Source organism: Erwinia psychrophila (assembly GCF_039023475.1).
Classification (GTDB): Bacteria; Pseudomonadota; Gammaproteobacteria; order Enterobacterales; family Enterobacteriaceae; genus Erwinia.
Window position 1 is genome coordinate 156,620 of sequence record NZ_JBCHVB010000004.1, and the last position, 19,722, is coordinate 176,341.

At 57.1% G+C, this 19,722-nt stretch carries 14 protein-coding genes; 9 read left to right on the plus strand and 5 right to left on the minus strand.

Annotation, left to right across the window (positions count from 1 at the left end):
• Positions 1-41 precede the first annotated feature (41 nt).
• Complete coding sequence (iolD, locus tag AAH446_RS11865) at positions 42-1,982, minus strand: 3D-(3,5/4)-trihydroxycyclohexane-1,2-dione acylhydrolase (decyclizing) (RefSeq protein ID WP_342906895.1); 1,941 nt, start codon at positions 1,980-1,982, stop codon at positions 42-44.
• Between the two features lie 548 nt (positions 1,983-2,530).
• On the opposite strand from iolD, the gene AAH446_RS11870 reads away from it, so the two are divergent.
• Both AAH446_RS11870 and AAH446_RS11875 read left to right on the plus strand, forming a co-directional pair.
• Positions 2,531-4,450, plus strand: a complete 1,920-nt coding sequence (locus AAH446_RS11870; protein WP_342906896.1) for a bifunctional 5-dehydro-2-deoxygluconokinase/5-dehydro-2-deoxyphosphogluconate aldolase — start codon at positions 2,531-2,533, stop codon at positions 4,448-4,450.
• Positions 4,451-4,731: 281 nt separating this feature from the next.
• Positions 4,732-5,571, plus strand: a complete 840-nt coding sequence (locus AAH446_RS11875) for a MurR/RpiR family transcriptional regulator (protein ID WP_342906897.1) — start codon at positions 4,732-4,734, stop codon at positions 5,569-5,571.
• 316 nt (positions 5,572-5,887) lie between these two features.
• On the opposite strand, the gene iolB is transcribed toward AAH446_RS11875, so the two are convergent.
• The gene (gene iolB, locus AAH446_RS11880) at positions 5,888-6,706 is read right to left on the minus strand and encodes a 5-deoxy-glucuronate isomerase (RefSeq protein WP_342906898.1); all 819 of its coding nucleotides are present in this window, start codon (positions 6,704-6,706) and stop codon (positions 5,888-5,890) included.
• A 17-nt stretch (positions 6,707-6,723) separates the two neighbouring features.
• Positions 6,724-8,229, minus strand: a complete 1,506-nt coding sequence (locus AAH446_RS11885) for a CoA-acylating methylmalonate-semialdehyde dehydrogenase (protein WP_342906899.1) — start codon at positions 8,227-8,229, stop codon at positions 6,724-6,726.
• Between the two features lie 489 nt (positions 8,230-8,718).
• Between AAH446_RS11885 and AAH446_RS11890 the strand changes: the two genes are divergently transcribed.
• Complete coding sequence (locus AAH446_RS11890) at positions 8,719-9,534, plus strand: TIM barrel protein (protein ID WP_342906900.1); 816 nt, start codon at positions 8,719-8,721, stop codon at positions 9,532-9,534.
• Between the two features lie 137 nt (positions 9,535-9,671).
• On the opposite strand, the gene AAH446_RS11895 is transcribed toward AAH446_RS11890, so the two are convergent.
• A complete protein-coding gene (locus tag AAH446_RS11895; protein WP_342906901.1) occupies positions 9,672-10,889 on the minus strand; it encodes an MFS transporter in 1,218 nt (405 codons plus the stop codon).
• Positions 10,890-11,136: 247 nt separating this feature from the next.
• On the opposite strand from AAH446_RS11895, the gene AAH446_RS11900 reads away from it, so the two are divergent.
• From AAH446_RS11900 to AAH446_RS11915, 4 genes are all read left to right on the plus strand, one after another.
• The gene (locus AAH446_RS11900; RefSeq protein WP_342906902.1) at positions 11,137-11,841 is read left to right on the plus strand and encodes an ABC transporter ATP-binding protein; all 705 of its coding nucleotides are present in this window, start codon (positions 11,137-11,139) and stop codon (positions 11,839-11,841) included.
• Positions 11,838-12,812, plus strand: a complete 975-nt coding sequence (locus AAH446_RS11905) for an ABC transporter substrate-binding protein (protein WP_342906903.1) — start codon at positions 11,838-11,840, stop codon at positions 12,810-12,812. The genes AAH446_RS11900 and AAH446_RS11905 overlap by 4 nt, the downstream gene beginning before the upstream one ends.
• 54 nt (positions 12,813-12,866) lie before the next feature.
• Entirely contained in the window at positions 12,867-14,519 is a 1,653-nt protein-coding gene (locus tag AAH446_RS11910; protein WP_342907123.1) for an ABC transporter permease, read from the plus strand.
• A gap of 63 nt (positions 14,520-14,582) precedes the next feature.
• A complete protein-coding gene (locus AAH446_RS11915) occupies positions 14,583-15,647 on the plus strand; it encodes an AI-2E family transporter (RefSeq protein WP_342906904.1) in 1,065 nt (354 codons plus the stop codon).
• Here AAH446_RS11915 and AAH446_RS11920 read toward each other — a convergent pair.
• A complete protein-coding gene (locus AAH446_RS11920; RefSeq protein WP_342907124.1) occupies positions 15,637-16,323 on the minus strand; it encodes a FadR/GntR family transcriptional regulator in 687 nt (228 codons plus the stop codon). The genes AAH446_RS11915 and AAH446_RS11920 overlap by 11 nt on opposite strands.
• Positions 16,324-16,504: 181 nt before the next feature.
• Between AAH446_RS11920 and uxuA the strand changes: the two genes are divergently transcribed.
• Together uxuA and AAH446_RS11930 are read left to right on the plus strand one after the other, a co-directional pair.
• Positions 16,505-17,689: a mannonate dehydratase gene (gene uxuA, locus AAH446_RS11925; RefSeq protein WP_342906905.1), complete on the plus strand. Its 1,185-nt coding sequence runs from the start codon at positions 16,505-16,507 to the stop codon at positions 17,687-17,689.
• Between the two features lie 223 nt (positions 17,690-17,912).
• Positions 17,913-19,487, plus strand: a complete 1,575-nt coding sequence (locus AAH446_RS11930; RefSeq protein WP_342906906.1) for an EAL domain-containing protein — start codon at positions 17,913-17,915, stop codon at positions 19,485-19,487.
• The last annotated feature ends 235 nt before the right edge of the window (positions 19,488-19,722 follow it).

Genomic DNA, 19,722 nt, shown 5'->3' on the forward strand with positions numbered 1-19,722 from the left:
GCGCCCGCGCCGTTCAGGCATTATTTTCAGGTAAGACAGAATCAGTAACGACGCGCCTGGTCGATATGTTCATTAAGCATCCGGGATACGTCGTTCACGCGCGTGGATTGAGAAACCTGCGCGCCGCCCACGCGCCACCAGCTGAGGTATTTGTGCACCATAGTCTTGGGCAGGACTTTGATGTCGATAAGCGTGGAAACGGTCGCGTGCCGGGATTCTTCCAGCGCCTGCTTCAGTTCAGCCAGCGTTGTCACCCGCCAGGTTTTACAGCCATAGGCCGCCGCAATCGCCGCAAAATCTACCGGAATAAACCCGCCATCCAGCTTGCTGCTTTCGGCATTACGAAAGCGAAACTCAGTGGTAAAGCTCTCCATGCCGTGCTCAATTTGCAGATTATTAATGCAGCCATTGGTCATGTTATCGAACAGCAGCACGTTGATTTTGGCCCCTTCCTGAACAGAGGTAACCAGCTCAGAGTGCAGCATCATAAAAGAGCCATCCCCGACCAGGGTGTAGACATCACGGTGCGGCTCGGCCAGCTTAACGCCCAGCGAGGCGCTAACCTCATAGCCCATACAGGAGTAGCCATATTCAACGTGATAGCTGTTGGCATCGCGGGTACGCCAGACGCGCTGAAGATCGCCCGGCAGGCTGCCCGCCGCGGCGACAATCACCGCATCCTGGGGCAGCTGCTCATTTAAGGTTCCCAGTACGCTGCTTTGCGTCAGAAAAGAGTTGGTCAGGCGGGTAAACTCGGCGAATACCGCTTCACGATCCAGGCTATCGTCAATCTCCGGCACAAAATCGTCTTCGCTGTAGGCCGCCTGATAAACGCGCTGGGTCTCTTTCAGGAGCTTGCTCTGGGCTTGGGCGACTTGCTCGCCCCAGCCGCTTTCAAATCCCTGCGCGGCCAGCCTGCCATCAAGGGCCGTCAGCGCTTCTCGGGCATCCGCGACAATCTGTACGCCATCCAGCTTCCACGCGTCGAAGTTGCTGACGTTGATGTTGAGGAAACTGACGTTGGGATCCTGGAAGATCCACTTCGACGCGGTCGTAAAGTCCGTATAGCGGGTGCCGACGCCAATCACCAAATCGGCCTCTTTGGCCAGCAGGTTTGCCGCCAGACAGCCCGTTTCGCCCACGCCACCGACGTTAAGAGGATGATCGGAAAGCAGGGTGCCTTTTCCCGCCTGCGTTTCCGCAAAGGGAATATGGTGACGTTCGGCGAAGTCGCGCAGCGCCTCTCCCGCCCCGGAATACTTCACGCCGCCGCCGCAGACGATCAGCGGCTTACGCTTGCCCGCAATAAGCTTCAGCGCCGCCGCCAGCTGCGCCTGCGTCGGCAGCCGGCGATCGAGAATATGCACCCGCTTCTGGAAAAAATAGTCGGGATAATCCCAGGCTTCTCCCTGTACGTCCTGCGGCAGGGAGAGCGTGACCGCGCCGGTTTCCGCCGGATCGGTCAGCACCCGCATCGCATTGATACAGGCGGTCATAAGCTGCTCGGGACGGCTTATCCGGTCCCAGTATTTGCTGACGGCGCGGAAAGCATCGTTTGTACTGATGCTGAGATCGTGGCTCTGCTCAATCTGTTGCAGCACCGGATCGGGCTGGCGGGTGGCAAATACATCGCCCGGCAGCAGCAATAGCGGGATCCTGTTAGCTGTCGCCGTGGCGGCTGCGGTGATCATATTCGCCGCGCCTGGCCCCACGGAAGAGGTGCAGGCGATGATTTCACGCCGCAGTTTCTGCTTGGCATAGCCCGTCGCCGCGTGCGCCATGCCCTGTTCGTTGCGCCCCTGATAGACCACCAAATCGCCGCTGTTCTCCTCAAGCGCTTGCCCGATGCCCAGCACGTTACCGTGACCAAAGATGGCGAAAATCCCTTTGACGAATTTTGTTTCAACGCCATCTACCGACAGATATTGATTGTCCAGAAACCGGACCAGAGCCTGTGCCGTGGTTAACCTGATCTTACCCATTTGCTCTTCCTTAACGGTACGGAAGCCGGTCGGCCTGCCGTGAGTCGCCTTTATAGTCGCCACGATCTGCACAGTACAGGCAGCGGCCGCAAGTGAAACGTGAGCCGATTATAAACAAATATTTTTTCCATAAAACGGCATTACAGAAGAAACATTTCATTTTGCGAGGGAGATCAAATTCTGTAGCGGATCGGCCTGCCGCAATGCGATCTCGCTGGCAAAGTGGTGGCCGAATAAGCAAATAAGCCTGCCGGTAGTAAATGGATTTGGCTGAACAATATCGTTCCTGCGCGTTGTCAGCCGCCTCCTGGCGGCAAAAAGCGAACTAAAACGGCCCCTGACGATCGGCACGCACGCTTGCATGGGCGGCAGAGAGAATTTTAGCCACCTCACATTTTTGGGCTATTAGTTTCATTTTATATTGAGATTGAAATTTTTATTCTCCATACTCTTTTTTCATGCAGCCCCGGACTTTCCCCTGGAGAGGTTCCCGTCACCCACTGGAGTAACGCAGCCGTATGGACTTATCACATAAGGAAAAAAAAGGTATGAGTAGAGAACAGAAGCAGCTTGATGTGATTTGTATCGGGCGCATTGCCGTTGACCTCTACGGTCAGCAAATCGGCGCTCGCCTGGAGGATATGAGTACTTTTGCAAAATATCTGGGCGGCTCCTCCGGTAATGTCGCCTACGGCACGGCGATTCAGGGGCTGAAGTCCGCCATGCTGGCCCGCGTTGGCGATGAACATATGGGCCGGTTTTTGCGCGAGGAACTCCAGCGGGTGGGCGTGAATACCGAATGTCTTATCACCGATAAAACGCGGCTGACCGGCCTGGTGATACTGGGTATCAAGGATGAAGATACTTTCCCGCTGGTGTTTTATCGTGATAACTGTGCGGACATGGGGCTGAAGCCAGAGGATATTGACGAGGCTTATATTACCTCTTCCCGGGCCGTTGCCGTCACCGGCACCCATCTTTCACATCCTGATACGCGGGCCGCCGTTCTTAAGGCGCTTGAGATTGCCCGCCGTCACGATCTTCGTACCGCCCTGGATATCGATTACCGCCCGGTACTGTGGGGACTGACCTCATTAGGCGACGGCGAAACGCGCTTCGTGGAATCACAGCACGTTACGCAACAGCTACAGGAAGTCCTGCACTACTTCGATCTGGTGGTAGGCACGGAAGAAGAATTTCATATCGCAGGCGGCAGTACGGATACCCTTACCGCCCTTAAAAATGTGCGGCAGGCGACGAAAGCGACGCTGGTGTGCAAACGGGGTCCGCTGGGCTGCGTCGTGCTGGAAGGCGATATTCCGGACAGCTGGCAGCAGACGACGCTGCAAAGCGGCGTACAGGTGGAGGTGCTTAACGTGCTGGGCGCCGGTGATGCGTTTATGTCCGGCCTGCTGCGCGGCTGGCTGAATGATGAAAGCTGGGAACAGGCCTGCCGCTATGCTAACGCCTGCGGCGCGCTGGTTGTCTCACGTCACGGCTGCGCGCCGGCGATGCCAACGAAGGCTGAACTGGATGACTTTCTCAGCCGCGATAAAGACGTGCTACGTCCCGATCTGGATACCCGTCTCAACCATCTCCACCGCGTGACGACGCGCAAGCAGGTGTGGGAGGAACTGTGCGTTTTTGCTTTCGATCACCGCAAGCAGCTGGTTGATATGGCCGTGGAGGCTGGCGTGGATACGTCACGGCTGCCCACCCTGAAAACGCTGCTGCTGCGGGCGGCAGAAGAGGCCTCCGCAGAAGCGGGCCTGACGCACCGCAGCGGCATTCTGGCCGACACCACCTACGGACAGCCCTCCCTGAATGCGATCACGGGTAAAGGCTGGTGGATTGGCCGCCCGGTAGAGATGCCCGGCTCACGGCCGCTTCGCCTTGAACATGGCAATATCGGCTCGCAGCTGGTCGACTGGCCGCAGGAGCACGTGGTCAAATGTCTGGTTTTCTACCATCCTCACGATCCCATTGCGCTGCGAAACGAGCAGGACGAGCTTATTCTGGATGTCTGGAAAGGCTGTAATAAAACCGGTCATGAGCTGCTGCTTGAAGTGATCCTTCCGGAAAACAGCGAGGATAAAAAGGAAGCTTACTATCTTGAGATGCTGACGCATTTTTATTCGCTGGGCATCCAGCCCGACTGGTGGAAGCTGCCGCCTCTGTCGCGGGAGAGCTGGGAAGCGATTGGCGGGCTGATTGAACAGCAGGATCCCTACTGCCGCGGCATTCTGATCCTGGGCCTGGATGCGCCGGAGGAGAAGCTTAAGGCGGGATTCGCCGCTGCGGCGCAGGCGCCATGGGTCAAAGGCTTTGCCGTCGGCAGAACCATTTTTGGGCAGCCCTCCCGCCAGTGGCTGCTCGGTGAGCTGAATGATGAAGCCCTGATTGCCCAGGTCAAAGATAATTACCTGACGCTGGTGAACTACTGGCGAGAGGTTCGGCCGGCGAAATAATCCGATCGGGGACGACAACCGTTGTCCCTTTTTTTTAACAAGCAGCGGCTATTGAGTCGCTATAAATCGCCTGCAAACGTCAGATCGCTTTTTTCATCACGCTTAATTTTCATCGCGAACGTAATTTATTCCGGAAGATAACGGCCCGCCTGCGTATTTGTGACTGATTTCATATCCCGATGAAATAAATTCCCTGCTTCCGGTTAGCAAGTGAAATTTTTTGTTCATCTGGTAGAATATCGTACAGAAAAACATGACTCTTTTTTAAGTGAGCGGAAGTAATGAATACGAATCCCACACAGCTTTCCCTGTTACAGGACGACATCCGCCGTCGCTATGACACATTAAGTAAGCGCCTCAAGCAGGTCGCCCGCTATATTCTCGACAACAGCAACAGCATCGCCTTTGATACCGTGGCCTCCATTGCCCAGCAGGCCGATGTGCCGCCCTCCACGCTGATCCGTTTTTCCAACGCTTTTGGCTTCAGCGGCTTTAACGAAATGAAACAGGTATTCCGTCAGCACCTGATGGAAGAGACCGTGAACTATACTGAGCGGGCCAGGCTGTTCCGGCAGACCGCGACGGACGAGACGGCCACGCCGCCTGAAACCCCGGCTGAAATCCTCAACGTGTTTACGATGGTAAACTCTCAGGCGCTCCAGCAGCTGGCCATGCAGACCAATCCTGAACAGCTCAACAAAGCGGTAGAGATGCTGAACCAGGCGGAAAATATTTACGTGATTGGCCTGCGCCGCTCCTTCAGCGTCGCCTCTTATCTGACCTATGCGCTGCGTCATCTTGAGCGACGTGCCTTTTTGATCGACGGCCTGGGCGGCATGTTTACCGAGCAGCTCAGCATGGTGAATCCGAAAGACGTGGTCATCGCCATCAGCTATTCCCCCTATGCGCGGGAAGCCGTGGAGCTGGTTGAGCTGGGAGCCCGGCGCGGCGCGCAGCTGATTGCCATTACCGACAGCCAGGTCAGCCCGCTGGCCGCCTTCAGCGATGTCTGTTTTGTCGTGCGGGAAGCGCAGGTCGACGGATTCCGCTCACAGGTAGCCTCCCTTTGCCTGGCGCAGACGCTGGCCGTTTCACTGGCGCTGAATAACGCAAAAGCCTGACCCTTCCCAGCGTGGCGTACACCCCGCTCATTTCTTAACACGTCGCCGGGGCGGGTTGATCCGCCCCGCCACAGCCGGCAGGTCGTCAGACGGAAGTCAGCGGCGCCGTCTGTTCAGCCAGACTGTCATTGAATCACTGAATATGCCCCAGGACGTGCTGGCTATGCTGGCACAGTAGCAGGCGCAGCCCAGCGGAGCGTTCTGCGGAACGCATGGGGCCGTTTGGCCTGCGTGCTTGCAGAAAAGCAGTGCAGAAAAAACCGGCTGGACGTACTTGTCCAGCCGGTCAGCGTTACTGATAACAACACCACTGCGATTAATCCTCGCGCGGATAAGCCTCGCTGTTCACCCAGGCATGATCCTCTTCCCAGCTGAACTTCCACAGGCGCACCGGCCCCGCCATTACGTTAAGGTAATAGTTATCGTAACCGGCAATCGTGGCCACAGGATGATAGCCACGCGGCACGGTCACCACGTCCCTGTTGTAGGCCGCCATGCACTCGTCCAGCGATCGATCGTCGGTATAGACGCGCTGCATGGCAAACCCCTGGGGCGGATTAAAACGGTGGTAGTAGGTCTCTTCGAGATAGGTTTCGTTCTCTGAGTTTTCACTGTCATGTTTATGGCTGGGATAGGAGCTGGTATTGCCCTCGTCGGTATAGACCTCCACCACCAGCAGACTGTCGGCCGGTTCATTATCCGGCAGGATATTGTGCACCAGCCGCTGATTATGCCCCTTTCCGCGCTGCTCAACGCCCACATCCTCAGGTGCGATCAGCCTTGCCGGCAGCGAGCCATTGCCAGGCGCGCTGCAAACCGCCAGCTCCAGATCCGATTCGGCGTAAATCTCAACCTCATCGTGATGGGGAACGTAGACGGAGTAAGGGGGAATGCGCTCAAACGGCGACATACGTTTACCGATACCCGAAAATTCGGCATGGCGGGTTTTGACCGACGCCAGCCCGGCGACCAGCACCAGGCAGAGCTCTTTTTCGCCGCTGGTAAGCTTAAGGGTCTGCCCCTGCTTCAGCTGATAAGCCTCAAACCCGACGTAGCGCCAGCCTGCGCTTTCCGGCGTGACCTGCTGAATACGCCCCTGCGCATCCGGTTTCTGTACTCTGGATAGCAATGTCATGCTGCTCCTCCTTGTGATTAACCCAGCGTTGGCATACTGAACTCAGAAACGGTTTTCTGCCCGGAAGGCCAGCGCACGGTGGCGGTTTTCATCCGCGTATAAAAGCGCACGCCGTCGGGACCGTGCACGTTCAGCGCGCCAAATACGGAGCGCTTCCAGCCGCCAAAGCTGTGGAACGCCATAGGCACCGGCACCGGGACATTGACGCCCACCATGCCTGCCTGCACTTCGCGCACAAAATCGCGTCCGGTATGACCGTTGCTGGTAAAGATGGCGCTGCCGTTGCCAAACTCATGGCTGTTGACCAGCTTCAGAGCCGTGGCATAGTCCGGCGCGCGCATAATGCTCAGCACCGGCCCGAAGATCTCTTCGCGCCAGATGACCATCTCTGAGGTCACGTTATCAAACAGCGTGCCGCCAACGTAGTAGCCTTCCGCATAGCCAGGCACCTGAAGATGACGGCCATCCACGACCAGCGTCGCGCCTTCCTCCACCCCTTTATCGATGTAGCCAAGGACTTTTTTCTGGTGCGCGGCAGAGACCACCGGCCCCATCTCATTCTCCTCGCTGCCTTTCTGCATACCGGGGCCAACGCGTAACGCGTTGACCAGCGGCGTCAGGGCCGCGATCAGGTTATCGGCTGTCTCGTCCCCCACCGCCACCACCACCGGCAGCGCCATGCAGCGCTCGCCTGCCGAGCCGAAGGCGCCGCCCATAATGGCGTTTACCGTCGCGTCCAGATCGGCATCCGGCATGACGATGGCGTGGTTCTTCGCCGCGCCAAAAGCCTGAACGCGTTTACCATATGCGCTGGCGGTTTTATAAATGTGTTCGGCCACGCCGGAAGAGCCCACGAAACTGACGGCCTGTACGCGGGGATCTTTGTAGAGCTGCTCAGCATCTTCATTCGAGCAGTGGACGACGTTGAATACCCCATCGGGCAGGCCTGCTTCAGTCAGCAGCTCCGCCATGCGCACCGCAGCAGAGGGATCCAGCGCCGGTGGCTTAAGTACGAAGGTATTGCCACAGGCCAGCGCAATCGGGAACATCCAGAGGGGGACCATCGCCGGGAAGTTAAACGGCGTAATGCCGGCCACGACGCCCAGCGGCTGCATCAGCGAATAGCTGTCCACGCCGGTAGCCACGTCCGCAGAGTTCTCCCCCTTAATCAGATGCGGAATACCGCAGGCAAACTCCACCACCTCCAGGCCGCGGGTGATCTCGCCCTGCGCATCGGACCAGACTTTGCCATGCTCGCTGACGATCAGCGCGGCCAGTTCGTCGCGATGCTGCTCCATCAGGGCTTTGAAATTGAACAGCACGCGGGCGCGGCGCAGTGGCGAGGTGCGGGACCAGTCTTCGAAAGCGTTATGGGCGACCTCGATCGCTTTTTCGACCTCATCCGCCGTACTTTGTGTCAACTCGCGTACCGTTTTACCGGTGGCCGGATCGTACACCGGAATGGTTTCATTGCTGGCGCTCAAAGACGTTTTCCCGCCAATAAAGTTTCCTACGATAGTCATATTCTGGCCTCTTTGATGTGAGTGATCGCTGGAGCCGCTGCTGCAATCGCACCCGCTCTCTGCACGGATCAATGCCGTTTGCGTGAAATGACACTATTATAATGGAATGAATTTTTCAAACAGATAAGTTTAGAAAATTCATTTTTAGCGGACTGGATCGCATTTCACTGAGCGCGCCTGCAACATCCGGCGCTCTCTGAAAAAAATGTCCCGGCGCCTGTCAAAGGCGGCTATATCTCACTGTCTGCGCCTTCATTCTTTCTTTTTATCCTCTTGACTGGTCCCTCAATGGGATAGCTAAGTCGTCATATCACACTCCCCCCTTACCGGAATGACAAAAAATTTTGCGGCAAGGATCTAAAAATTTTAATTCCATTATATAAATATTATGAAATAAATGTTTTCTTATGACTGTCCCGTAAACCGGCCGATCACCCAGCCATTCCGGAAGGCCGTGTGCGCATTCTCTTATTTTAAAGGAGCAACAAGATGGCAATCGATCCGACCCGCTTTTGCATCAATCGTAAAATCGCCCCCAATCTGACCATTGAGGCTTTCTTTAAGATGGTCCACGGCCTGGGCCTGAATAAAGTGGAACTGCGCAATGACATGCGCAGCGGCCAGGTTACGGATGACCTCAGCCATGCGGAGGTGCGCGAACTGGCGCAACGCTATGGGCTGGAAATTGTCACTATCAATGCGGTGTATCCTTTCAATCAGCCAGATGATGCGCTGCTGAAGAAAACAGAAGGGTTACTGAAAGATGCGCAAGGCGTTGGGGCAAAAGCGCTGGTACTCTGCCCGTTAAACGACGGAACGCAGATCGGTGCCGATCGGACGGTCAGCGCGCTGAAAACGCTCGCCCCACTGTTTGAGAAATACGGTATTGAAGGCCTGGTTGAGCCGCTCGGTTTTCCCGTCAGTTCGCTACGTTCCCTGTCTCAGGCCGGCGCCCTGATCCGCGATGCCCGCGTGCCTTTCCGTCTGGTACTGGATACCTTCCATCACCATCTTTATGAAAAAGCGGAGGAGGAGTTTGCGCAGGGTATTGACGTCAAGGCGATCGGCCTGGTTCATCTCTCAGGCGTGGAAGATGACCGTCCCACCCGTGACCTGACGGATGAGGAGCGGATTATGCTGAGCGAAAGTGACCGGCTGAACAGCGCCACCCAGGTGCAGCGGCTGGAAGAAGCAGGCTATAAAGGCATCTACGCGTTTGAACCTTTCTCATCAGTCATGGAAGGCTGGAACGAGGAAGATATCATCCGGGAAATCCGCCAGAGCATTCAGCTGTTGCAGCGCTGAACGACCTTCTGTCAGTAACGACGACAGATCTGAACGCCATTTTGCCGCTTCGCGGGCTCACCGCGAGGGGGCAAAATGAGAGGATCGGCATCATCCTGACGGCTCAGGCGATCGGCATCGTTTTTATCACGCCGTCGTTAAGGCGCGCCGGCCTGTGCCGCTTTTTCGCTAAGTCTTCGCTTCAGCCTCAGCGTCATCACCAGCGCCAGACAGACCAGCAGCCCGCTTAACAGGTAGATAACCGGAACGCCGAAATAGCTCATGATTATGCCCGCCAGCGGCCCGGTGATCCCGAGCGACAGGTCCATAAAGGCGGTATAGGTTGCCAGCGCGCTGCCCTGGTTTTGCGGCGGAACGGCTTTGACGGCCACCACGCCTATCGCAGGAAAAACCAGGGAGAAGCCCGCGCCGGTCAGAAATGCACCCAGCTTCGCCACCCACGGATCGGCGGCGCCCCAGACCAGAAACAGGCCCACGGCCTCGACCAGAAAACAGACCAGCGCCACGGAAAGTCCGCCGTGTCGGTTAATGGCACCCGGAAACAGCAGTCGCGTGCCGACAAAAGCGCCGCTGAACAGCGTTAGCGCCCATGCGGCACCCTCCCAGCCTTTTGCCTGATAGAACAGGGTAATAAAGGTCGCGATAACGCCAAATCCGGCCGACCCCATCGCCAGAATAATGCCAAACCCCCAGATTTTCCCCAGCACCGCGCGAAAAGGCAGCGGCTTCCCTTTACTGCTTTTGACCGTTGGGCGTGGGAGCGCCAGGAGAATGCCCGCCAGCGCGATGGCAATGATGATCCCTGCCAGCAGCAGCAGGCCGCCCCAGTGATAGATAGCCACGCCAAGCGGTGCGCCGACCGCCATCGCGCCATAGGTAAAGACGCCATTCCAGGAGATGACCCGGCCGATATGCAGCGATCCCACGACGCCGACGCCCCACAATGTCGACCCTGTTCCGGCAAAGCTTTGCCCAATCCCTAAAATGATCCTGCCCACGCAAAGCAGTACCAGACTCAGGATCGGTATTCCCGCGCCAGCGACCGCCAGCGCGTAAAAGACGCCGCTCAGGAAACAGCCGCAAAGCCCCAGAATAACCACTTTCTTCGGCCCCCACCGATCGGCAAAGCGCCCCGAATAAGGACGGCTGAGGAGCGTGGCGAAGTACTGAAGGCTGATCACAAACCCGGCCCAGAAGGCGCCGTAGCCCATAACATCATGTACATAGCCCGGTAAAACGGCCAGCGGTAATCCGATGGTCAGATAGCTGGCAAAATTGAACATCACGACGGAGATAATACGCAGGTTTAAGCGTAAACCGCCTGGAACAGACTCCGGTCCAGGTTGCTCAGGCATGGAGATACTACCCTGTGGGAAAATCGAAGTTTTACTATAACCATTTTTGCGCGAAAAGATCGCCTCTGACGGCGATTACCGTTTTATACCGCCATCAATCCGTCATATAGCCTCTCTATACTGCCGCGTTAATGAAATCCCAAAGAGGATAAAATATGCTGGCTCTCCTGTTTTTGCATCAGGAGCGCACGTCCCGTCGGCCAGAACTGGTAGCAGGCCCCTGCCTGCCTGACAGAGAGGCCTGCCGATGACGCGCACTCCAACCCCTGTCACAGTGCACGGTATTGGCTATGCGTTTGGCGCGCAGGCCGTCCTGCATCATCTCGACCTCAAGGTGGAAGGCGGCACGACCACTGCCCTGCTGGGTCCCTCCGGCTGCGGGAAAAGCACGCTTCTTAAGCTGCTGGCGGGGCTGCTACAGCCGCAAAGCGGTGAAATTCACTTTGGCGACCGGAAAGTCGCCAGCGCGGGTTTTTCGCTTGCCCCGGAGCAGCGCGATATCGGTATGGTTTTCCAGGATTATGCCCTCTGGCCCCATATGAGCGTGGCGCAGAATGTCGGCTTCCCTCTGCTGATGCGCCGCGTCCCTAACGCGGAGAGGCTGAGAAGGACCATGATCGCCCTCGACCGGGTTGGCCTCGCCGACTTCGCCCTGCGCCGTCCGTCCGGTTTATCGGGAGGGCAGCAGCAGCGCGTGGCCCTGGCCCGCGCCATTATCGCTGAGCCGGCCATCCTGCTGTTTGATGAGCCGCTCTCCAACCTCGATCGCGATCTGCGTGAGTCCTTGTGCTTTGAGATGGCCGCTCTGCTGAAGCAGCTTGGCACGACGGCCGTTTACGTTACGCACGATCGCAGCGAGGCGGAGGTGCTCGCCGACCACATTGTTCATTTGTCACAAGGGTCGATTACGGCCATCCAGGCCGTGGGGCCGCTATCAGGGGAAACAGCATGAAGTCCATACTGACCAGAAAAACAGGAGCCATCTTCGCGATGTTATTTACCTCCGCCATGCTCATTAACGATGCCAGCGCGCTGACCGTCTACACCGCCGGACCCGGCTCGCTGGCGAAAAAACTGGCGGCTGGCTATGAGAAGCAGACCGGGGTGAAGGTAAATATGTTCCAGGCCACCACCGGGAAAGTGATGGCCAGGCTGGAAGCAGAGCAGGCCAGTCCGCAGGCGGATGTGCTGATTTCCGCCTCCTGGGATACGGCGGAAGAGCTTCAGCAGCGCGGCTGGCTGCTGCCCTATCAGAGCGCCAATGCAGCGGAAGTGCCGGATACGTTAAAAACGGCCAGTTACGTTGCGCAGGGAGTCTCCGCGCTGGGGATTGTCTGGAACACCAAAAGCGGCACGCCAGAACCTGCCGAGTGGCGCGACCTGACGCTTGAACCTTTTAAAGATAAGATCACCACGCCCGATCCTTCGCTTTCCGGCGCATCGCTGGATCTGCTGATTGGTCTGCAAAACGGCATGGGCGACGAGGCCTGGAGGCTGTTTGAGCAGCTGAAGCAGAACGGCATGGTGATCAACGGGCCAAATGCGCAGGCGCTGACGGCCGTTCTGCAAGGCGCAAAGGCGGCGGTCTTTGGCGCAGTGGACTATGTATCCTATGGCCGGATTGAGAATGGCGAAGCGATCAAGGTGATTTTTCCTGCCAGCGGCACCGTCATCGCGCCACGTCCGATGATGATCCTGAAATCAACGCAGCATGCCGCCGATGCAAAAGCCTTTGTCGACTACGTGCTCTCGGTGGAAGGCCAGCAGCGGGTGGCAGAGGCCTGGCTGATGCCCGCCCGTGCTGATATTGAGGCCAAACGGCCACGCCTTGGCGATCTGAAGCTGTTACCAACCACCAGTGATGGCAGCAGCGAGCGTTCTGAGGTGCTGCATCGTTACGGCAAGCTGTTCTCACAGCATTAAACCATCCGGTGGCCAGCCACCCTTTCAGGAACTCTGCCTGTGAAACTGCGATTTATGCCGCTGATAACAATCGCTTTGCTGATTGTGCTGGTGGCGATGCCGCTCGTGTTTATTCTGCTTCAGGCTATTTTCCCCGCCCTGAGCGAAGGATCGCTCCGCGGCGCGTTTACGCCAGTGGCAAAACTTTATCAGGATCCGGCCCTCAGCGCGCTGCTGGCGGGCACGCTGAAAACCGGCCTCGGCGTGGCGCTGTGCAGTTCGCTTATCGGTGTTCCGCTCGGTGCGCTGCGCGGCCTGTTCAACGTGCCGCAGGCGCGGTTCTGGGACCTGATGTTCCTTATTCCCTTTCTGACGCCGCCCTACATTGCTGCGCTGAGCTGGATGCTCGCGCTACAGCAAAATGGCTACCTCCAGCAGCTTACCGGCTGGAACCTGAACGATCTGCTTTTCAGCCAGACCGGCATCATCCTGGTGATGACGCTGAATATTTTCCCGGTGATCTATTTTGCCGTGTCGCGCAGTATGCTCGCCAGCGGCGATTTGCTGCCTACGGTGGCGCGGGTACACGGCGCTTCGCCCTGGCGGGCGTTCTGGCACATTTCCCTGCCGATGGCGCTGCCCGCGCTGGCAGCGGGCGTGCTGCTCGCTTTTACCCTGGCAATTGAGGAGTATGGCGTTCCGGCGGCCCTGGGCTCGCGGGCCGGGGTCGTCATGCTGACGGTGGGCATTGAGGAGCGGCTGGCCGACTGGCCGATCGATCTGCCCGGATCCTCACTGCTGTCGATGATCCTGGTGCTGATCGCGCTCAGCGCGTTTTTCCTACAGCGTAGGATCACGGGTAACAGAGAGGTAACCAGCATTACCGGTAAGCCAGCGCGACGGGCGCTGCTCTCCCCCGGCCGCTGGCGTATCCCCATCGTTCTGCTGTTCAGCCTGACGGCTTTTCTGGTGGTGGCGCTGCCGATGGCCTCACTGTTTCTCACGGCCTTTCTTTCAACGCTTTCAGGTGGTTTGCAGCTGGCGAACCTGTCGTTCGGCCATTTTGCTGCACTTTTTGCGCAGCAGGGCGAGGCGCTGTCTGCGCTTTCTACCAGTGTTGGGCTCGCAGTGGGCACCGCATTGATCACCGGCATACTCGGTTTTCTGTCGGCCTGGCTGGTGGTCGAAGGGAAAATCCGGGGTGCCAGAGCGATCGATGCCCTGACGCTGCTGCCCGTCGCGCTGCCCGGCGTGGTGGTAGGCGTGGGGCTGATCCTGTTGTGGAACCGGCCGTTCTGGCCCGTATCGCCCTATAACAGCTGGATGATCCTGCTGCTTTCCTATTGCTGTCTGCTACTGCCCTGGCCGGTGCGCTACGTAAGCAGCGCCCTGAAGCAGATTGGCGGCAATCTTGAAGCGGCAGCGCGGGTGCATGGCGCGGGCTCGCTACAGGCGCTGCGTCATATCATTTTACCGCTGGTTTCACCAAGCCTGCTGGCGGCCATGCTGATGGTGTTTGCCATCGCCTCGCGGGAGCTGGTGACCTCACTGCTGCTGGCGCCGGCGGGAACGCAAACCGTGGCGGTCTTTATCTGGCGTCAGTTCGAACAGGGCTCGGTCGGTCAGGGGATGGCGATGGCCAGTATCGCGCTGCTGCTCAGCCTGACGCTGATGCTGACTGCGATGGCGTTGCTGCATAAACAGGCAAAAGGGTCCGACCTTTCTTAAATAACGCAATTACCTCTCCAGAAGCGCTAAACTTGCAGGGCAAACAGTCAAACTGGAGATGGAATGAGCGAACCTCAGCAGGAAAAGATTGGTCAAAATATGCTGTTAAAAATGGCCATGCTGGTGGTGATTCTGGCAGGGATTAAGGCGGCATCAGATATTCTGGTGCCGTTTTTACTGGCCATTTTTCTGGCAATTATCCTGAACCCGCTGGTCACTATTTTGATGCGCCGTAAAATTAAGCGCGGCGTGGCGATCACATTGGTCATGCTTGCTGTACTGGTATTGATCGCGCTTCTGGTCGCCATGATCGCGGGCTCGGTCAATGAATTTACCACCCTTTATCCGCAAATACGCGACCAGATGGAGCAAAAGCTGGCGATAGTGCAGCACTTCGCCGCAACGTTTAACCTGAATCTGTCCACGGAAAGCATGGCGGAGCATTTTGATCCTAACGCGATCATGAACATGGCGGGCATCGTGCTCAGCCAGTTTTCCGGCGCCATGGCCAATACTATTCTGCTGCTGATGACGGTCGTGTTTATGCTGTTTGAGGTTCACCATCTGCCCTATAAGATGCGCTTCGCGCTGGTGAACCCCAAAATCCGCATCGCCGGTCTGCATAAGGCGTTAAAAGGCGTGACGCACTACCTGGCGCTGAAAACGCTGATCAGCCTGATCACCGGCGTTTCCGTCTGGCTGGCTCTGCTGCTGCTGGACGTCAAATTTGCGCTGCTGTGGGGCGTGGTCGCCTTTGTGATGAATTTTATTCCCAATATCGGCCCGGTGATCGCGGGTATTCCGCCGCTGATTCAGGCTCTGCTGCTGAACAGCGTCTATGATGCCGCGCTGGTTGGCGGCCTCTTTGCCGCCATCCATATGGTTTTTGGCAATATGCTGGAGCCGAGAGTGATGGGCCGGGGGCTGGGCCTTTCCACGCTGGTGGTGTTCCTTTCGCTGATTTTCTGGGGATGGCTGTTAGGCCCGGTGGGCATGCTGCTGTCGGTGCCGCTGACCAGCGTCTGCAAAATCCTGATGGAAACCACGCCGGGCGGCAGCAAGCTGGCCATCCTGCTCGGCACCGGCAGACCGCGCATCAAGCGGATCGAGAAAGAGGTTATTCGGTAAACAGCCGGTCATAAACATGCTGGATATGGTTTTCCATATGCAGCCGCGCCTGAACAGGATCGCGTCCGATAATCGCCTGAGCGATAGCGGCGTGATCCTGGTTCATTTTCTGCGGAAAATTCTCTTCCGCAAAATGCCGCTCCAGGCGTAAAAAACGCGGATTTTTACGCTTGTTCCACAGATATTCCATCATTTCAGCAAGCACTTCATTGCCGGTCATCTCCGCAATCAGCAGATGGAACCGCTTATCCTCCCGCAGAAACTTCTCGTCATTAACGTGCAGTTTGATCAGGTCATCCGCGATCTCCTGAAGTTCGGCGCGCTGATCGTCCGTGCCGTTACGCGCGGCCAGCTCGGCGGTCATCCCCTCATAGTGCTGCCGGGCGGCGATTAACGCCTTGAGGCTGAACGCATCCTCTGTCGCCGGCTCACCGGATTCGGGCAGCGGATTCATAACGATCACGCCGTTACCGGTACGGATTTCCACCCAGCCGGTAATTTCGAGCGCGATCAGCGCCTCGCGCACGGAGGAGCGGCTGACGCCCAGCTGCTTCGCCAGCTCACGCTCTGGCGGCAGCATCGCGCCCGGCAGAAACTGCTTTTTACGGATGCAGTCGATCAGCAGCGAGGAAATCTGCCGGTAAAGCCGTTCGGGTTTAAGCGTAGGTAAGTCCATCATCGCTGCTCCTGCCATCAGTTCTGCCCGGCAGCTTAGCACAGGGCGGAAGGAATTTTGACGACGCTTCCGCGCCTGTCCTGCGATCCCAGTCACGTTAAGTCACTACCCCGATCGGCTATTCTTGGTCCAGCGGCCTGACCACTGGGCCGGGAATATTTCCCCCATGAAGGAGTTGAAGATGGAACATACGTGGCGCTGGTATGGCCCAAACGATCCCGTTTCGCTGGATGATGCCCGCCAGGCGGGCGCCACTGGTATTGTGACGGCGCTGCACCATATTCCTAACGGCGACGTCTGGCCGGTTGAAGAAATCAAAGCCCGGCAGGCGCTGCTGGCGGAAAAAGGGCTGGTATGGTCAGTGGTGGAAAGCATACCCGTCCATGAGTCGATCAAAACACAGCGCGGCGACTATCGCGCATATATCGCCAGCTATCAGCAGTCAATCCGTAACCTTGGGGCCTGCGGTGTGGATACCGTCTGCTATAACTTTATGCCCGTGCTGGACTGGACGCGCACCGATCTGGCCTGGCCACTGCCGGACGGCGGGAAAGCGCTGCGCTTTGACCATATCGCGTTTGCCGCCTTTGAACTGCACATTCTTAAGCGCCCCGGTGCAGAAGAGGCATATGACGAGAAAGAGCAGCAGGCGGCCGCCCGCTACTTTGCCAGTATGTCTGCGCAGGCCATTGAAACCCTGACGCGCAATATTATCGCCGGTCTGCCGGGTGCAGAAGAAGGCTATACGCTGGAACAGTTTCAGGCACAGCTCTCTCAGTATGAAGGAATTGATAAAGCCCGGCTGCGCGCGCACATGGCTGAGTTCCTGCAGGCCATTGTGCCGGTTGCCGAAGCGTCGGGCGTTATGCTGGCCGTGCATCCGGACGATCCGCCGCGTCCTATTCTTGGCCTGCCGCGTATTGTGTCCACGCTGGAGGATATGCAGTGGCTGAAGGAAACGGTAGAGAGCCGCCACAACGGTTTCACCTTCTGTACCGGTTCTTATGGCGTACGTCCGGAGAACGACCTGGTCAAAATGGCGACCACCTTTGCGGACCGTATTCACTTTGCCCACCTTCGCTCAACGCGTCGGGAAGAAGATCCCAACAGCTTCCACGAAGCGGCGCATCTGGATGGCGATGTCGATATGGTTGACGTGATAAAAACGATACTGGCGGAAGAGCAGCGACGCCGCAGAGCGGGCGGCCACCGGGCTATTCCTATGCGGCCCGATCATGGTCATCAGATCCTGGACGATTTGCATAAAAAGACTAATCCAGGTTATTCCGCTATCGGACGTCTTAAAGGCCTGGCGGAATTGCGCGGCGTTGAGCGGGCGCTGAAGCAAATTTACTTTAACGACTGACGTCACTTTTCTGACTTAATTCACTTTTACCAGGAGATACCGCGCTGAATTACGCTGCGGTATCTTCCTGATTTTCTCTCCCCGCATTTCTCGTTTTGTCCTGCTGAAGGCCCGTAAACATAACACTTCATATCATCAGAACAATTATTGTTAAACCGCCGCTAAGCTCATGCTATTTTAACAAAACACCTCGTTTCAAAGCACAGGTAATCCGGGATCACGCATGGATACTTATTTTAAAAAAGAGCAGAAACGGCAAATTTTACTGCTGGTGCTGGCGGGCCTGCTGCCCTTGCTGCTTTGTCTGGTGTTTACGTTTATCGAGGCCAGAAAAGAGATCAGACGCCAGCAGTCGGCGGCGGTCATCATGCTGCTGAAGCAGGCGGAAACCATCAGCGATCAGGCCTGGCGGATGGCCGATCATTTGCAGCAATATGCCACCCGTCCCTGTGCAGATATCAGCCACGAGCTTCAGGAGTACGCTTCTCTTTTCCCCTACTTTCGTTCTGTCGGCCTGATGCATAACAACAGCGTGACCTGCTCCTCTGCTTACGGCGGTAAAGCCGGCGATCTGGCGACCATGATCCAGCGTCCCGTTCCCCGACACGAGAAACCGTCGTGGGCTATCTCTCTCGCGGCCACTTATGGCGTAAGGGACAGACCGGCGGTGTTATTTGTGCGTAACACGCCTCCGGCGTTCAGCAGTTACGCCATCGTGGATGGCCAGTACCTGCTTGATTTCATGGATGCCCTGAGCGAAAGCCACGGATACAGCATTGGGCTGAAATATGGCAGCGGCTATGAGATCGTACATGGCCCGCTGGTGCAGACTAACCAGACGCTTCCTGACGCCACCGCCACGCAGAAGATTACGTCGGCACGCTACCCTATCAGCATCCGCATAACGACCCCCTCTCGCGAAGCGATGACGGTCTGGCGCCAGGTGCTGTTCACCTTTATCCCTATGGCGCTCATCCTCTCACTGCTGCTGATGGCCCTGACGCACAGCTGGCTGAAGCGAAAACTCTCTGCGGGCGACCGGCTTGTCCGCGCCATCCGTAAGGAAGAGTTCTCCGTGCACTATCAGCCTGTCTATAACCTGGTGACCGGCGTCTGTAGCGGGGTTGAAGCGCTGATGCGCTGGCAGCTGCCGGATGGCACCTGGATAAGACCTGATGTCTTTATTGCCGCCGCAGAGACGGAAGGTAAGATCGTGCCGCTTACCCGCCATCTTCTGCAATTAATCGTTGAAGACACCAAAAGCTGGAAGGTGCCGCCGGGCTTTCATCTGGCGGTGAACCTCGCCGCAGAGCATTTGCAGCATCCTGGCTTCGTTGACGATATGCGCGGCTTTGCCGCCCAGATTACGCTGCCGCAGCCCAGAATTACGCTGGAGCTGACCGAGCGTAGCCTGATCAAAGACGGTGAAGCCGTAAGCCAGAAGCTGAAATTACTGCAAAGTGAAGGGATGTTTGTGGCGATAGATGATTTCGGCACCGGTCACTGCGCCCTTTCCTTACTCCAGACCTTTCCGCTGGATTACCTGAAGATCGATCGTGGATTTGTGAACGCGATTGAATCCTGCGAGCGGGAAGCGCCGGTGCTCGACGCCATTATTCATCTGAGCCACAAGCTCAAGCTTTCTGTTGTGGCGGAGGGGGTCGAAACTCCTGAACAGATGGCCTACCTCCAGGCCCGCGACGTCGTTTTTATCCAGGGCTATCTGTATGCCCGGCCGATGAACAGCGCAGCGCTGCAAATCTGGCTGAAGGAGAACGGCAGAACCCGTCTGAGGTAGGTGTCCTGACGCTGGCGGATACTGTTTAAACACGCCCCGTGATGCCTGCGGACACTTCAGCGTCCTGCTGAGCGCACTTTTTACAGGCGATTTCATCAATAAGCGCAATGACAAAAAAGTAAAGTGGGGTCATTCAAGACTCCATTTCTGACGGGAACGTCCTGATCCGTGGGATCGGTATTTGCCGTGGTGAAAATCCGTGTTTATTTATTGTAAGGGAGGCGAAAAAAACGGG

Excerpts from the sequence above, each read along its gene's own strand:
- AAH446_RS11930 (WP_342906906.1), top strand. The coding sequence starts at position 17,913 with ATGGATACTTATTTTAAAAAAGAGCAGAAACGGCAAATTTTACTGCTG.
- AAH446_RS11910 (WP_342907123.1), top strand. The coding sequence starts at position 12,867 with ATGCCGCTGATAACAATCGCTTTGCTGATTGTGCTGGTGGCGATGCCG.
- AAH446_RS11920 (WP_342907124.1), bottom strand. The coding sequence starts at position 16,323 with ATGGACTTACCTACGCTTAAACCCGAACGGCTTTACCGGCAGATTTCC.
- uxuA (WP_342906905.1), top strand. The coding sequence starts at position 16,505 with ATGGAACATACGTGGCGCTGGTATGGCCCAAACGATCCCGTTTCGCTG.
- AAH446_RS11870 (WP_342906896.1), top strand. The coding sequence starts at position 2,531 with ATGAGTAGAGAACAGAAGCAGCTTGATGTGATTTGTATCGGGCGCATT.
- AAH446_RS11900 (WP_342906902.1), top strand. The coding sequence starts at position 11,137 with ATGACGCGCACTCCAACCCCTGTCACAGTGCACGGTATTGGCTATGCG.
- AAH446_RS11885 (WP_342906899.1), bottom strand. The coding sequence starts at position 8,229 with ATGACTATCGTAGGAAACTTTATTGGCGGGAAAACGTCTTTGAGCGCC.
- iolD (WP_342906895.1), bottom strand. The coding sequence starts at position 1,982 with ATGGGTAAGATCAGGTTAACCACGGCACAGGCTCTGGTCCGGTTTCTG.
- AAH446_RS11875 (WP_342906897.1), top strand. The coding sequence starts at position 4,732 with ATGAATACGAATCCCACACAGCTTTCCCTGTTACAGGACGACATCCGC.
- AAH446_RS11890 (WP_342906900.1), top strand. The coding sequence starts at position 8,719 with ATGGCAATCGATCCGACCCGCTTTTGCATCAATCGTAAAATCGCCCCC.
- iolB (WP_342906898.1), bottom strand. The coding sequence starts at position 6,706 with ATGACATTGCTATCCAGAGTACAGAAACCGGATGCGCAGGGGCGTATT.
- AAH446_RS11895 (WP_342906901.1), bottom strand. The coding sequence starts at position 10,889 with ATGCCTGAGCAACCTGGACCGGAGTCTGTTCCAGGCGGTTTACGCTTA.
- AAH446_RS11905 (WP_342906903.1), top strand. The coding sequence starts at position 11,838 with ATGAAGTCCATACTGACCAGAAAAACAGGAGCCATCTTCGCGATGTTA.
- AAH446_RS11915 (WP_342906904.1), top strand. The coding sequence starts at position 14,583 with ATGAGCGAACCTCAGCAGGAAAAGATTGGTCAAAATATGCTGTTAAAA.